Origin of the sequence: Vibrio hepatarius, from assembly GCF_001274785.1 — a bacterium.
GTDB classification, from domain to species: domain Bacteria; phylum Pseudomonadota; class Gammaproteobacteria; order Enterobacterales; family Vibrionaceae; genus Vibrio; species Vibrio hepatarius.
Genome location: NZ_LHPI01000006.1, coordinates 21,222 through 37,122 on the forward strand (window position 1 = coordinate 21,222; position 15,901 = coordinate 37,122).

The following is a 15,901-nucleotide window of genomic DNA, read 5'->3' on the forward strand; positions in this document are numbered from 1 at the left end:
AAAAAGCCCCGCTTAAACAAGTGGGGCTTTTTCTATCAAGGTAATTTCAATCAGCTCTTATCGGGCTTGTGCGCCCTACCGAGCATCAATAGACAAGGCGTTAATACCAACGTCAATACCGTAGCGAAAGCCAGCCCGCCCGCTACTGCTGTCGCGAGTTGCGACCACCATTGAGTACTTGGCGCGCCAAATTCAATCTTCTGGTTCATCAAGTCGATGTTCATTTCCAACACCATAGGTAGCAGGCCAAGAATCGTCGTGACCGTCGTCAGTAGTACCGGGCGCAAACGCTGCACACCAGTTCTCAGTATTGCATCACGTTTGTCCAATCCACGTTTGAGTAGCTGGTTGTAAGTGTCGATCAAGACGATGTTGTTATTCACCACAATCCCTGCCAAAGCGATCACACCGATACCGGACATGATCACGCCAAACGGTTTCTGGAAGATCAACAAGCCTGCAAACACCCCGACCGTCGAAAACAGTACCGCACTGAGGATAAGAAACGCTTGGTAGAAACTGTTGAACTGAGTAATCAAAATCAGCGCCATCACCACCAGCGCGACCATAAACGCGTTGATCAAGAATGCAGAGGAGTTCTCCTGCTCTTCATTCTGACCTCGGATCTTAAACTCAACACCCTCTGGCAAGGCTAACTCGTTCAATGCTTCTGCTACTTTCGGTAGTTCAAGCGCCAAGTTATAGCCTTCTCTAATATCTGCGAAAACGCTGATCACTCGGTGGCCGTCGACACGGCGAATTGTATCCTGCTTATGTTCAGGAACGATGCTGGCAAAGTTAGTGATCGGCACCAGCCCTGCAGCAGTCTTAACTCGCAGTTGGTCAAAGCGGCCAATATCGCGCTTATCTTCTGGATAGCGAACCAAGATATCGACTTCTTCGGTTGAATCATCCGGCAGGTAATCGCCCAGTTTTAAACCGTTAGTAACAAACTGCACCGTGTTACCAACCAGTGTTGCGTCAGCCAAGAAGCGCGCCGCATCGTCACGACGAATGTCGATCTGCCAGTCGATACCATCTTTACTTGAGTTATCACTGATATTGGTAAAGGCTGGATATGCATCCGCCCAGTGACGAACTATTTTCGCGCCCTCATCTAGGCCACTGAGTGTCGAGCCAGACATCTCGATGACTAAATCGTGCTCGGTAGGAGGCCCCGCTTCCGGAAACTTGTATTCAATTTCCACCCCAGCGTATTGGTCTGTGGTTTGTTTTAACTCATCAATGATGGTTTTGACCTTGCGACGGTACTGCCAATCCACTGGCGTGATTTGAATTAAACCAATCTCGTCATCGCCACCAGTTTTGGTGTAGACGCTTTCAAATTCATCATGCCCTAACATCACGGCTTCGACGTCACGCATGATCCGGTCTTTCTCATCGATAGATAAATCGCCATAAGAGCGCACTTTAACGGTAAAAAATGGTGGGTCGACTTCGGGGAAGAACTCGGCCCCCAACCCCGCTTTCACGTAAGTAAAACCAACGGCAACCGAGAGTAAGATCGCGCTTAACAAGATCTTTAACGGATGACGCAGTGCAACATTTAGCGTGTGGTAATACAGCTTAGTAATGCCTGTGGCTTTATCGTAATCACCTTCATGTAATGCGAGCATTTCCTCACGTTGAACTGGTGAGACGTTCTGCGGTTTGCCAATCAGGCTTCCCAGTACAGGCACAAATAACAGCGCCATCGCCAACGAAGCCGCCAGCGTCGCGATCAACGTCAGCGGAAGATACCTCATAAACTCGCCAGTGACATCCGGCCAAAACAGCAACGGAGCAAAGGCGGCTAATGTCGTCGCGGTCGAAGCAGTGATCGGCCAAGCCATGCGTTTGGCTGCATCGCGATACGCTTCTTTACGTGGCGTCCCTTCTTGCATGCGCCGGTCGGCAAACTCCGTAACAACGATAGCACCATCAACCAACATACCGACCGCCATGATCAGCGAGAACAACACAATAATGTTCACCGTCAGACCAAATACCGCCAGTACCAACAAACCTGTCAAGAATGATCCCGGAATCGAAATACCAACCAATAACGCGGTGCGAACGCCTAGAATCGCGATAATCACGATCACAACCAAAATGATCGCCGACAAGATGTTGTTCTGCAGGTCATTGAGCATCATCTTGACATCATCTGACTGGTCCCAGGTGTATTTCACCAGCAGGTTATCCGGCCATTGTTCACGGTTCTGCGCTTCGGCCATTACCGCTTTGATAAGTTCAACCGTCTCGATGATGTTTTCGCCCGCGCGCTTTTTCACGTCGAGTACAATCGCCGACTTACCGTCTAAACGTGCGTAACTTTCTGGGTCACGAAACGCGCGTCTTACCGTCGCCACATCACCAAAGGTAATCACTTGCTTGCCGTCAACTTTCACTGGCAACTCAAGTACATCTTTTAATGACTCAAACACCGACGGCACTTTGACCGAAAAGCGGCCGTAACCGGTATCCACGAAACCTGCTGCGACCACACGGTTGTTTAACGCAATCAAGTTGTAGATATCGGCCTGATCAAGGCCATAACTTTCCATTAAAAGTGGATCGACGATGATCTCGACGATATCTTCGCGGTCACCCGCGATATCCACTTCCAAGACCTGCCGGTAGCTTTCCAGTTTGTCTCGCAATTGGCGTGCAAGATGGACGATGGTTCTTTCCGGCACAGTACCGTAGAGCACTACTGATAGCGCAGGCTCTTCAGAAGCTAAGGTCACTTCATTAACGGTCGGTTCATCACTATCGGCGGGCAGTTTCGGCTTGGCTAAATCTACCGCGTCACGGACTTCGGCCATCGCTTGGTCAAGGTCAACGCCTACGCTGAACTCCAACACAACTGAGGCATGCCCTTCCGAGGCCGTAGCAGTCATCTCTTTTACCCCTTCGATAGAACGCAACTCTTGCTCTATCGGGCGTACGAGTAAACGCTCAGCATCGGTAGGTGAGATCCCTTGGTGACTCACAGAAACGTAGATAATCGGGATTGTGATATCAGGGCTCGATTCTTTAGGAATCGTCAGATAGGTAAGTACACCAGAAATCAGAACAAACACCAGCAGCACCATCATAGTGCGCGTGCGTGATAAGGCGGCGTCGATCAAACGTAACATATCGCCCCCACCTACAATTCTTGTTTCACGGCAATCACTTCATCACCGTCACGCACAAAGCCCTGACCAGTGGTGATAATATCAACTTTATCCCCCAGCCCTGTTAACCAAACACCGTCCTGTTCAGCTTTGACTAACTGAATCGGGATAAACTTGACCTTTTGATTCTCTAAGGTTTTGACACCTAAGTTCCCCGCTTCATCGAGTGCAAGCATCGCTGGGGTTAACTTGATCGCTGGCTGCTGCTTGAGGTTCAAATCCACCTCGGTACTGATCCCCGCAGGAATCAACTGTTGAGGGTTTGGCAATAGGATCTCAATCGGGAAAGTATTGGTCGCTGGCGAAGATACACGTGAAATATAGCTCACCGTACCTTCAACGGTTTCACCGGAGATAAACTTCACTTTTGCCGGTTGATCTAACGACAAGTCCTGAATGTGTCGCTCACTGACATCCGCCTCAATCACTAGATTGGTTAGATCAATAATGGTTGCAACCGGATCGCCAACCCCGACGAAATCGCCCGTCTCGATAAACAGGTGGTCGACAATGCCACTAAAAGGCGCGGTAACATTGGTATTTCTCAAGGCAATTTTCGCGTTTGTCACTTGGGCTCGCGCTTCGACTAAAGAGGCTTCTGCATTGCTGAACGCGACTTCCCCTTGTAGGCCTTTATTCTTCAGCGATTGAGCCGCTTTGAACTCTTTCTCACGAACTTTGAGCAATGAACGCGCACGCTCCAATTGGATATCGAGGTCGCCTTTATCAATTTGCGCAATTACTTGACCTTGCTTAACCGACTGACCTTTTTCCACTTTGAGGGCGATAATCTTACCGGCGATTTCCGCACCTAGATTCGCTTGTCTGTCTGGCGCGGTACGACCGTAGAGTTCGATTGCTTTATAAGTATTTTGCGCGGTAAAGGTTCGGTAGGAGACTTTTGCCAGAGGGATCTCTTGCAATGAGCTCTGGGGGGGGATGTCATCAGCTTGTAAGGAACCAAGTCCTAACCAAGCAGAGAGCAGTAAAACAATGAACAACGACACTATATAAGGTCGTTCAGCGAAAAATCGCGTAAATGAGAAGCTAGCCATAACAATCCTTTGCGTTAAGCAATGGTGGGAGGATTAATTCATAAAACACAGCAATCCATATCGAATATTAATTCATGATACGAATTAACTATCAAAAATGAAAACAGTAAAGGCTTGGATTCTTAGCTAGGTCTCAGTTTCAGGAAATTTAACAGTAAATAAAACAAAGGCTGCAAAAAATGCAGCCTTGTGAATAACTTATCTGTGAGATTAGACGCTGAATGACGCCCCACAACCACAAGTTGTTGTCGCGTTCGGATTGTTAACGAAGAAACGGGAACCTTCTAGACCTTCGGTGTAATCTACTTGACCACCAACAAGGTACTGCAAGCTCATTGGGTCAACAACCAAAGTCACGCCGCTGTTTACAATCGTCGTGTCACCTTCGTTGACGTTTTCATCAAACGTGAAGCCGTATTGAAAACCACTACAGCCACCACCGGTAATGTATACGCGTAGCTTTAGGTTTGGGTTTTCTTCTTCAGCAATCAGAGCGCCTACTCGTTGTGCGGCCGCATCCGAAAATGTTAGTGGGATATTTACTTCGCTCACGATGACCTCTCTCACTCGTGTAAATCCAATCGCATCGCGCGATGGACAAATCATCTTTATATAATAAACGGATTATCTAATACCTGAGTGAAGCGTTCAAGTATTCACCACTAATGAAGGCTTTTTTTTGCTTATTGACCCATTTCTTGGTGTAAAACTGCCCATTATGAGGCACGAAGCATTTTATTGTACTGGTTTGGGCAGGTACAATGCCTGCCAAATTGGTCCGAGCAATCAAAAGAGGATATATCAATGACCAAATCAGCAGAACTTTACGAGAAGGCACAGAAAACCATTCCTGGTGGCGTGAACTCTCCAGTACGTGCTTTCAACGGCGTTGGTGGTGCACCTGTATTTATTGAACGCGCAGATGGCCCATTAATTTTTGATGCTGATGGTAAAGCTTACATTGATTACGTTGGTTCTTGGGGTCCAATGATTCTTGGTCACAACCATGCCGTGATCCGCGAAGCTGTTATCGACGCAGCACAACGCGGTTTAAGCTTTGGCGCACCGACTGAGATGGAAATCAAAATGGCGGAGCTCGTGTCTGAGCTGGTTCCTTCAATGGAGCAAATCCGCATGGTGAGCTCGGGTACAGAAGCGACCATGAGTGCAATTCGCCTTGCTCGTGGATACACAGGTCGCGACAAGATCATGAAGTTTGAAGGTTGTTACCACGGCCACGCAGACAGCCTACTCGTAAAAGCAGGCTCTGGTGCTCTGACACTTGGTCAGCCAAGCTCTCCTGGCGTACCCGCTGACTTTGCGAAATACACGCTAACGGCAACATTTAACGACCTTGATTCTGTGCGCGAACTGTTTGCGGCAAACAAAGGTGAGATCGCTTGTATCATCGTTGAACCTGTAGCGGGCAACATGAACTGTATTCCGCCAGTAGAAGGTTTCCACGAAGGTCTACGCCAGATCTGTGATGAAGAAGGCGCACTACTGATTTTTGATGAAGTAATGACGGGCTTTCGCGTTGCACTAGGCGGCGCACAAGGTTACTACAACATCAAACCTGACCTAACGACGCTAGGTAAAGTCATCGGTGGCGGTATGCCAGTGGGTGCTTTTGGTGGTCGTAAAGAAGTGATGCAATACATCGCACCAACAGGTCCGGTTTACCAAGCGGGCACTCTATCAGGCAACCCAGTCGCGATGGCTGCGGGCTACGCGTGTCTAAACCTTCTAAAAGAAGAAGGCAACGAAAAGCGTCTAGCAAATAAAACCAAGCAACTTGCGGATGGTTTTAAAGAACTAGCCGATCGTCACGGCATTCCACTGGTGGTTAACCAAGTCGGCGGTATGTTTGGTTTCTTCTTTACCGACCAAGCAAGCGTTACTTGCTACGAAGACGTGACTAAGTGTGATATCGAGCGCTTTAAGCGTTTCTTCCACCTAATGTTGGATCACGGCGTATACCTAGCGCCATCAGCATTTGAAGCAAGCTTTACTTGTCTTGCTCACGGCAGCAAAGAAATTGACGCGACACTAGAAGCAGCAGAGCGCTGTTTTGCAATTTTAGCTGCAGAAGCTTAATTATAAAAACAACTAAAAAGGCTGCACTCGCAGCCTTTTTTGTCTCTATAGGAAGCGTGTTATTGCCAGTTCAGCGCAACTAACACCACCAGTCCTACAACAATTAAAGCGAACCAAGGAATTGAACGCTTCGGCTTGCCCTTACTCGAGCAACCTTTCTCATTATCACAACATCCCATTCATTTAACTCTTCTTTGATAACATTAGATTTTTTGCGTTGAAGAACCCGCGCTTTAGAGCCATTATACTTAAACAACGTCGAATAATTGGACAAAAACGTGTCAGATAAAATTAAAATCACTTCCAGCCATTGGGTTTTGGTGATTGCGCTCCTCGCATCAGCGTACACCTGCTACTTGCTTGTCGAGCCGTATATCAACTCGATCGTCATGGCATTCATAATTTCATTGCTGATGTTCCCTATCCATGACTGGATTGAACAACGCATTCCCACTCACAGAAACATCGCCGCTCTGGTGTCGTGTGTGGTACTGACCTTTATCATCGTCGTACCTTTGCTATTTGTCTTTGCGGCCATAGTTCAGCAAGGCTCAACTTTTTCGCAGAACGTCTACCAGTGGGTTACCCACGGCGGCATCCAAACCATTTTTGAGCATCCTTGGGTCGTCAAAGGCTTGTCGATAGTTAACACCTACTTACCTTTCGACTCAGTTACACCACAGGAAATCGCTCAGCGCATTGCCAAGTTCGCCACTTCGTTTGGTTCAAACTTGGTTGGTTTTAGCGCGCAGATATTGGGGGATGCGACCTCGTTCTTGATGGCGTTTTTCCTGATGTTGTTCGTATTGTTTTTCTTACTCAGAGACCGCGAAAAAATCATCACCGCGATTCGCCATATTTTACCGCTTTCACGCAGCCAAGAAGACAAGTTGCTCGACGAGATAGAACAAGTGTCTAAGTCTGCGGTAATGGGCTCTTTCCTTACTGCGATTGCTCAGGGGATTGCCGGTGGTATCGGTATGTGGCTAGCAGGATTCCCGGGACTATTCTGGGGAACCATGATGGGTTTTGCATCATTCATTCCCGTGGTCGGTACCGCACTGATTTGGATTCCGGCGGCGGCTTATCTATTTTTGACCGGTGACACCACCTGGGCGATCTTCCTAACCGTTTGGAGCGTGGCAGTCGTTGGCTCAATCGACAACCTATTGCGACCGCTACTAATGCAAGGCAGCGCAGGGATGAACACATTGATGATCTTCTTCTCGCTGCTTGGTGGTCTGCACTTATTTGGCTTGATGGGTTTAATCTACGGCCCACTGATTTTCGCCATCACCATGGTTTTATTCAATCTGTACGAAGAAGAGTTCCAAGACTTCTTAGATCGCCAAGATCAGAACTAACGCGAATAGCTTCAAGAATGCGGGGGATTATGCGAAAATCCCCCGTCATTTTTTCTGATCGAGTCCAACATGTCTGCTTATATCGCTCCTAGCCAAATCGCCGAAAGACAACTTGCTTACTTTGAAGGTAAACATGTGCTTGTCGCTGGCGAATCGGAAGACCTCTTCCCTGTCGAACTGGTGAAACACTGCGAATCAGTGACCGTATTTACTACTAACTATGGTTACTATCGTCAACTTGCACCGTTTGAGCAGATCAAAGCGGTATTTGGAGCCGAATTTGACCAATCCACTCAAGCAGATATGGTGCTTCTCTACTGGCCAAAAGCCAAAGCAGAAGCTGAGTATTTACTGGCGATGCTGATGGCAAAGCTCGGCGTTGATACTGAGATTGTCGTGGTGGGTGAAAACCGCTCGGGGGTCAAAAGTATTGAGAAAATGTTCAAGCAATACGGCCCAATCAATAAGTTTGATTCCGCACGTCGCTGTTCGTTCTATTGGGGTAAATGCTTAGAGTTGGTTAAACCGTTCAAGATTGACGAATGGTTTAAACAATACCAGGTCAGCTATCAAGCACACCAGCTCACAATCATGAGCCTACCAGGTGTGTTTAGTCATGGTCAGTTTGATATCGGCAGTAAATTACTCCTCGATACCCTGCCTACACTATCTGGCAAAGTCCTCGACTTTGGTTGTGGTGCCGGAGTGATCGGCTCTGTCATGGCGAGCCTTTATCCTGAAATCGAACTCGAAATGTGTGATATCAGCGCGTTGGCGGTTGCTTCAAGTAAAGCCACACTGACAGCAAATGGCTTGACGGGTAAAGTGTTTGCGTCTGATGTGTATTCTGATACCAGCAAAGATTACCGCTTTATTATCAGCAACCCACCGTTTCACTCGGGGTTAGATACCAGCTACAGCGCGACAGAAACGCTGCTCGCAGACGCACCTAAACAACAAAATGCTCAGGGCGAACTGCTCATCGTAGCAAATAGCTTCTTGAAATATCCACCGATTATTGAAAAAGCATATGGTAATTGCGAGACACTAAATAAGACCAACAAATTCGCTATTTACCACGCTAAGAAATAGTCATTTCGCCCAGTTATGCTGCAATAACTGGGCTTAATTTGCACTCCATGTGGTAAATTTGCGCCTCTCACCACGCTTTCCCAGCAACTTACTTGTCAAAGTAAAAAAACTCGTTAATTTTGTCATTTCTAAAATTAACGTTTTTATTCTCGCTCTGTAAAAATCACCTTTCTAGCTTTAACTGCTCGAACGCGACAGAGCTGTATTCTCACGGAAAGCCTAGTCAGAACATGTTTAAGTTGTACAGAAAACAAAGATTTAAGCGTCTGCAAAATACGTTGATGCTGGCGTTTCTTGTCGTCAGTATCACGCCTTTGACGATCATTGCGTTATTCTTTTTGCACTCGCATACCACCGATCTGCAAGAACAAAGCACCTCTCACTTAGTCTCAGTTCGCGATAGTAAAAAGCAGCAAATCATCGATTATCTCAACGCAAAAGAGTCGGAAGTGATGGGTTTTGTCCGTTCAGAGTTGGCTTACGCCAGTGGCGGGCGCTTTTACGGCCTAGTCAACGCGTTTAGCAACCTAGGACTCGATATTGAACAAGCGCGAGAATACGCACAAAAACGTTATATTCAAGGTTCGGGCGACCAGATCAAAACTTCGATCCTGCCACAATCGAGTAACTATAACGGTACGGAAAGGTATCGATTACTACACAAACGCTATCATTGGGCATACCTAGAACTGCTGAAACGTTCTGATTTTGATGACATTCTTTTGGTCGACCGCGACGGCAACGTCACTTACTCAATCTATAAATACGACAACTACGGCACTAACCTGCTAACAGGTAAATATACCGACGACAACCTCGGTAAAACGTTTAAAAAACTAAGAAACCTAGTGAATGAAAAGCGTAAAACCAACGAAGATTTCACTCCGGTTGTCATCTCTGACTTTACCGTAGAACAAGGCAAATCGGTCGCTTGGCTCGGCGCACCAATCATCCAACAAGGCTACTTGCACAGTTACGCCATGTTCCGTTTACCTAACAATGGCATCACCAAACTGATTGCTGACCTGCGTGGCAACGCCTACACCAGAACATTATTAGTAGGTAAAGACCATTACTCGCGTACTTTAGCATTCCAACAAGAAGATATTGACCGCAGTATTGAAGTGGTCGATTACGGTCTAAACGGCTTAACGAATGTCGGCACCTACACTAATACTGAAGGTGAAGAAGTCATCGCCGCCTATACACCCGTTTCCGTCAGTGGTATCGACTGGTCTTTGGTGGTTGAAGTACCGGAGAAAGTCGCGTTTGCCCGAGTCCATCAACTCGAGAAGATCTTTATCGTCGCGATGTTGATCGCCATTTTCTTAGTTGTCATGGCGTCACACTATCTGTCTAACTTTATTACCTCCCCACTGCTCAAACTAACCTGGGCGGCAGAGAAAGTCTCCGCTGGCGATATGGAAGCGAGCATGATCAACACCGAGCGAAAAGACGAAATTGGTCGACTTGCGGTCAGCTTTGAACGCATGCAGCGCTCTATTCGCGAGAAAATTCAGCTCATCAAACACCAGAATGAAGAGCTCGAAAGCAACCTGCACCTAATCCAGAAACAGAACGATGAGTTGCAACTGGCGAACAAGCTAAAAGATGAGTTTCTCGCGACGACCTCTCACGAATTACGAACCCCATTACACGGTATGGTGGGTATTGCCGAGGCTTTGATCTCAGGAGCAAACGGCCCGATTACTGCGGACCATAAGTACCAGTTGGACATCATTATTAGTAGCGGTCAGCGACTCGCGACCTTGGTTGATGACCTACTCGATTACCACAAAATGCGTTACGGCAACCTAGATATTGAAACCAGTGCGGTGGATATCTCTGGCGCAACGCGTTTGGTACTTGAACTCTCTTCGCACCTGCTAGGCAATAAGCCGCTGCGCATCATTAATCAGGTGCCAACAGAGCCTGTTTGGGTGAGCGCCGATCCTCAGCGACTGGAGCAAGTGCTGTATAACTTGATTGGCAACGCGATTAAGTACACTAGCGAAGGGAAAATTGTCATCTCTGCTACGGTTATCGACCAACAAATCCGCGTCCAAGTCGTCGACACTGGCCAAGGCATTCCTGCTGATCAGCTCGATCATATTTTTGAACCTCTGATTCAGGCAGGTAACGATGCCAGCCGCTACCGCCAAGGCGCCGGATTGGGTCTATCGATCAGTCGTCAGTTAATTGAACTGATGAAAGGTTCTCTTTACGTTAGCAGCCAACCGATGGTTGGAACGACATTTAGCTTTACGCTGCCGATTGCCACCGACGAGCAAATCGCCCATGCCACGCACTACGAAACGCCACATTTCCAAGCACCAGATAGTGGCGAGTCTGAGCTAGTAGAGCCGACAAGTCTGCCAGAGAACCCTGAAGGTCCATTACTGCTGATCGTCGACGATGAACCCGTCAACGTCAGAGTTCTCGATAGCTTCTTGCGCTTAGAAGGCTACCGTGTGCGTACCGCAAAAGACGGATTGGAAGCGCTGGAAAACGTCGCCGCTGAAAAACCTGAACTGATGCTACTCGACATCATGATGCCGGGTATGAGTGGTTACCAAGTGTGTGAAAAGTTGCGTGAAGAATACGACCACGCAGAACTACCAATCATTATGTTAACAGCATTGAATCAGGCCAATGACCGAGTAAGAGGGTTTAACGCTGGGGCGAACGACTACTTGTCAAAGCCGTTCAATAAGCAAGAACTCGCGGCCCGAATCCGCGCGCACTTAACCGCTAGTAAGGCAGAGCTGCGTCGTATCGAAAACCAGCAACTCCAATTAGAACTCAAAGAGCGTGCGCTAGTTGAAGCGAGCTTGCTAGAAACGCAAGGGCGGCTACTCGAGCAGTTAGAAACCGCACCAGAAGCGATTATCTGTACTCGAGAGGATAATAAGATCCGCTTTGCCAACGACGCTGCCTCGAAGCTGTTTAGGCGCTCGACCGAACAGTTGAAACGTTCATCAGCAGAGGAGTTGATTGCGCCTAAGTTTATCCATGTCGAACAAGAGCACTACTGCGGCACAATTGACGTCTATGTAGAAGATGTACGTCAGCATATCTCTGCGGATATTCTCAAGCTACCAGAGGGCTCTGGACTGCGCTCAATGTATATCTTTAACGTTGGTGGCAGTATCAACGCTGGACGCATCAACAATCTAGAGAGAGCAATAGAAGCACTTTCAAGCTACGCGTTCGATGGTGACAAAGCTAAGCTTCAGGAATTAAAAGAACTTGGTGGTGAGTTCACCCGTTTGGCAGATAAAGTCTCCTCTGACAGTAAGAGCAAACAGGAAGTAATGCGTGAAATCTTAGTTGATGCGATGACAAGTGCGCTTGATTACTGGGAGCGAGTAACTGGACAAAGCAAGTTTACCTTTGCTGAGCAAAGTGGATTGTGGCGTGTCTATCTCGATAGAAGTACCCTACAGACGCGAACGTTAGACAAGTATCTACGCGTTGAGACACTACCTAAAACTCCGCGCTGGAGAACAGTACTAAGCTCACTGGAGTACATTTTAGAACACTGCAACGAACAAAGCCCTGAGCGTACACACATCGAAGCCCTCAAAAATAAACTGCAGCATTTACTCACCAGTTAACCTGCTTAAATCCACTAGATTAAGCCCAACTCATGTTGGGCTTTTTTATTCCTACGAATCTGAGCAGCACGTCGTTTTGAGCTTTTTACGCTTAATAAAACAAGCTCAATCACACCCAATTATTTCTGACGTAAACTTAGTTATTTTTAGCCTTAAAAGGACTATCACCATACTTTTTACGCGACAATAATCGATATTGCGAAGCCAGTCACAACAATTCGGCAGATTTTATTTAGCCGCATAAATTAACACCTTAGTTTAGAAGTGATTAAGATCTCAGTTGTCCTCAAAGCGAAGCAACCCCATTTATAAACAAGGCCAATAGAGTTAGTGAATACTTACACAGGCACCTCAACCGCTCAGCATATGCGAGGCAGATCACCCGCAAAAAATCGAACAAATATTGTCCTAAAATAGGTTGATTGACGTTATTGACGAGAGATAATGATGTTTTAACGTTTTTAACGGGAATAGCGATTGCGAAAATTGACGTTAGAGTGTTTTCTTACTGTGCCTAAGGCCTACAGGCCACTCTAGAGCCAACGTTCTCCTCCGGACAGAAGCTCGAAGTTAGAGGTGGGCCTTAGAGAGTGTTTATCAATTGATGACATTCCATTCCGTAAGTGAAATGAAAGCAAATAGTAAGGAACAGCTATGCTTGCCAACATTAAAAAAACAGCACTAGCAACAGCAATTATTGCTACAGCGACTACTGGCTTTGCTTCAGTAGCGACAGCAGCTGAACGCAGTGAACTAACTATCCACCCGAAAGAGTTCACCACTTTTGTACGTAACTTTAACCCGTACCTAGGTGCAACGAACTTACACACAACAACAGACTTCCTATACGAACCTCTTGTTGTATTCAACGAAATGCACGGTAACACCCCTGTATTCCGTTTAGCTGAAAACTACACCATGTCTGACGACCTAATGAGCGTAACTTTCGATATTCGTAAAGGCGTGAAATGGTCTGACGGTCAAACGTTCGATGCGAACGACGTAGTATTCTCGTTCAACCTAGTTAAGGAAAAACCTGAGCTAGACCAAAGCGGTATCAACTCTTGGGTTGCAGGCGTAGAAAAAGTTAACGATTACCAAGTTAAGTTTAGCCTGAAAGAAGCGAACTCTAACGTTCCTTACGAAATTGCTAAGGTTCCTGTTGTACCAGAGCACATCTGGAAAGACATCAAAGACCCTGCAACTTTCACTAACGAAAACCCTGTAGGCTCAGGCCCATTCACTGAGATCGATACTTTCACTCCTCAGCTTTACATCCAGTGTGCTAACCCGAACTACTGGGATGCAGACAACCTAGACGTTGACTGTCTACGCGTACCTCAAATCGCGAACAACGACCAATTCCTAGGCAAAGTAGTTAACGGCGAAATGGACTGGACTTCATCGTTCATCCCAGACATCGACCGTACTTACGCCGCTGCAAGTCCTAACCACCAGTACTGGTACCCGCCATCAGGTACTCAGGCGTTCGTAGTTAACTTCAAGAACCCAGATCCTGCGAAGAATGAAGCGCTAACTAACGTTGATTTCCGTCGTGCGTTCTCTATGGCTCTTGACCGTCAAACTATCATCGACATCGCGTTCTACGGCGGTGGTACAGTGAACGACTTCGCATCTGGCCTTGGCTACGCATTCGAAGCATGGTCTGACGAAAAGACTCACAACAAGTTCAAAGGTTTCAACACGTACAACGTTGATGGCGCGAAAGAACTGCTTAAGAAAGCGGGCTTCAAAGACGTAAACAAAGATGGTTTTGTTGACACTCCATCTGGCAAATCTTTTGAGCTGCTAATCCAATCTCCAAACGGTTGGACTGACTTCAACAACACAGTACAGCTAGCTGTTGAGCAACTAGCAGAAGTGGGTATCAAAGCGAAAGCACGTACTCCTGACTTCTCTGTGTACAACCAAGCAATGCTTGAAGGCACCTACGATGTAGCTTACACAAACTACTTCCACGGTGCGGATCCATACACTTACTGGAACAGTGCTTACAACTCAGCACTACAATCTGGTGAAGGTATGCCTCGTTTCGCAATGCACTTCTACAAGAACGACAAACTAGATGGCCTTCTAAACAGCTTCTACAAAACAGCTGATAAGAACGAGCAGCTAGCAATCGCTCACGGTATTCAGAACATCATTGCATCTGACCAAGTAACGATTCCTGTAATGTCTGGCGCTTACATGTACCAGTACAATACAACTCGCTTCACTGGTTGGTGGAACGAAGAAAATCCAAAAGGCCGTCCAAACATTTGGGCTGGTATCCCAGAGCGTCTACTTCACGTACTGGACCTAAAACCAGTTAAGTAATCGTTCTATCTTCGCGGCGTACTTTCGTACGCCGCATAATCCCAACGCTTTGTATGTTTAAAGTATGGCGCCAGTCGTCAGGGGATTGTTCGCTCTAAATTTTTATAAGTTCGCTAGGAGCGACCTGAAACCAGAAACAGGGAAAATCTGGGTCAGTAAGGTGTGAGTTATGGGTTATTTTTTAAGACGTTTGTCGTTTTACTTTGTCGCGTTATTAGTTGCTGCGACGTTAAACTTCATTATTCCTCGTGCGATGCCGGGCGATCCGGTAACCATGATGTTCGCTAACGCTTCGGTACAGGTAACACCGGAACGTATCGCCGCAATGAAAGAGCTACTAGGCTTTGTCGATGGCGGTTTGTTTGTTCAATATATTGCCTACATGAAGAACATTCTTAGCTGGGAATTAGGGACTTCGATTCAGTTCTACCCACTATCTGTGAATTCATTGTTAGGGGGAGCCTTTGGTTGGTCTCTATTCTTAGCAGGCAGCGCAGTAATCCTTTCGTTCTCGCTAGGTTCTGTTTTAGGTATCTTCGCAGCTTGGAAGCGCGGCAGTAAATACGATGCTTTCATCACTCCGGGCATGCTTATCATCCAAGCAGTTCCTCAGGTTGTTATCGCAATGATGACCCTATTCGTTTTCGCCATCGGCTTGAAATGGTTCCCGACTGGCTACGCGTATACCGCAGGTACACTGCCAGATTGGACAAGTTGGGAGTTCTATAAAGACCTCGCGTACCACGCTGTTCTGCCTCTATTCTGTGCGTCAATTATTCAAGTGGGTGGCTTCTTGGTGAACATGCGTAACAACATGATCAACCTGCTAGCAGAAGACTACATCACGATGGCGAAAGGCAAAGGCTTAAGCGAAAACCGCGTGGTGTTTAACTACGCTGCACGTAACGCACTACTACCAAGTGTCACCGCACTTTCTATGTCTTTGGGTATGGCTATTGGTGGTCAGCTAATCATCGAAATCATCTTTAACTACCCTGGTCTTGGTACTGTGCTACTAAACGCAATTCACGCTCGTGACTACCAAGTACTTCAAGGTCAGTTGATCATCATGACGCTATTCATGCTGTCTTTTAACTTGATTGCCGACATGCTTTACGTAGTACTTGACCCTCGCCTTCGCAAGGGAGGTAAATAAT

9 protein-coding genes are annotated in these 15,901 nt (G+C 46.9%); 6 read left to right on the top strand and 3 right to left on the bottom strand.

Annotated elements, in window-relative coordinates; translation table 11 throughout:
* Window positions 1-50: 50 nt before the first annotated feature.
* From AKJ31_RS08455 to erpA, 3 genes are all read right to left on the bottom strand, one after another.
* On the bottom strand, window positions 51-3,143 hold the full coding sequence (locus AKJ31_RS08455) for an efflux RND transporter permease subunit (RefSeq protein WP_053408669.1): 3,093 nt from the start codon (window positions 3,141-3,143) through the stop codon (window positions 51-53).
* Window positions 3,144-3,154: 11 nt separating this feature from the next.
* On the bottom strand, window positions 3,155-4,237 hold the full coding sequence (locus AKJ31_RS08460) for an efflux RND transporter periplasmic adaptor subunit (protein WP_053408670.1): 1,083 nt from the start codon (window positions 4,235-4,237) through the stop codon (window positions 3,155-3,157).
* Between the two features lie 210 nt (window positions 4,238-4,447).
* Entirely contained in the window at window positions 4,448-4,789 is a 342-nt protein-coding gene (erpA, locus tag AKJ31_RS08465) for an iron-sulfur cluster insertion protein ErpA (protein ID WP_006878298.1), read from the bottom strand.
* Between the two features lie 252 nt (window positions 4,790-5,041).
* On the opposite strand from erpA, the gene hemL reads away from it, so the two are divergent.
* From hemL to AKJ31_RS08495, 6 genes are all read left to right on the top strand, one after another.
* Window positions 5,042-6,334 carry a glutamate-1-semialdehyde 2,1-aminomutase gene (gene hemL / locus AKJ31_RS08470; protein WP_053408671.1) on the top strand — a complete coding sequence of 431 codons (1,293 nt, stop codon included), beginning with the start codon at window positions 5,042-5,044 and terminating at the stop codon, window positions 6,332-6,334.
* A 278-nt stretch (window positions 6,335-6,612) separates the two neighbouring features.
* Window positions 6,613-7,698 carry an AI-2E family transporter gene (locus AKJ31_RS08475; protein ID WP_053408672.1) on the top strand — a complete coding sequence of 362 codons (1,086 nt, stop codon included), beginning with the start codon at window positions 6,613-6,615 and terminating at the stop codon, window positions 7,696-7,698.
* Between the two features lie 69 nt (window positions 7,699-7,767).
* Entirely contained in the window at window positions 7,768-8,790 is a 1,023-nt protein-coding gene (gene rsmC / locus AKJ31_RS08480; RefSeq protein ID WP_053408673.1) for a 16S rRNA (guanine(1207)-N(2))-methyltransferase RsmC, read from the top strand.
* A gap of 230 nt (window positions 8,791-9,020) precedes the next feature.
* The gene (locus tag AKJ31_RS08485; protein ID WP_053408674.1) at window positions 9,021-12,407 is read left to right on the top strand and encodes a response regulator; all 3,387 of its coding nucleotides are present in this window, start codon (window positions 9,021-9,023) and stop codon (window positions 12,405-12,407) included.
* Window positions 12,408-13,061: 654 nt separating this feature from the next.
* Window positions 13,062-14,744, top strand: a complete 1,683-nt coding sequence (locus AKJ31_RS08490) for an ABC transporter substrate-binding protein (protein ID WP_053408675.1) — start codon at window positions 13,062-13,064, stop codon at window positions 14,742-14,744.
* A 169-nt stretch (window positions 14,745-14,913) separates the two neighbouring features.
* The gene (locus tag AKJ31_RS08495) at window positions 14,914-15,900 is read left to right on the top strand and encodes an ABC transporter permease (protein WP_053408676.1); all 987 of its coding nucleotides are present in this window, start codon (window positions 14,914-14,916) and stop codon (window positions 15,898-15,900) included.
* Window position 15,901: the final 1 nt, after the last annotated feature.

Coding starts and splice junctions, on each gene's coding strand:
- AKJ31_RS08490 (WP_053408675.1), top strand. CDS start 13,062: ATGCTTGCCAACATTAAAAAAACAGCACTAGCAACAGCAATTATTGCT.
- rsmC (WP_053408673.1), top strand. CDS start 7,768: ATGTCTGCTTATATCGCTCCTAGCCAAATCGCCGAAAGACAACTTGCT.
- AKJ31_RS08485 (WP_053408674.1), top strand. CDS start 9,021: ATGTTTAAGTTGTACAGAAAACAAAGATTTAAGCGTCTGCAAAATACG.
- AKJ31_RS08460 (WP_053408670.1), bottom strand. CDS start 4,237: ATGGCTAGCTTCTCATTTACGCGATTTTTCGCTGAACGACCTTATATA.
- AKJ31_RS08495 (WP_053408676.1), top strand. CDS start 14,914: ATGGGTTATTTTTTAAGACGTTTGTCGTTTTACTTTGTCGCGTTATTA.
- AKJ31_RS08455 (WP_053408669.1), bottom strand. CDS start 3,143: ATGTTACGTTTGATCGACGCCGCCTTATCACGCACGCGCACTATGATG.
- hemL (WP_053408671.1), top strand. CDS start 5,042: ATGACCAAATCAGCAGAACTTTACGAGAAGGCACAGAAAACCATTCCT.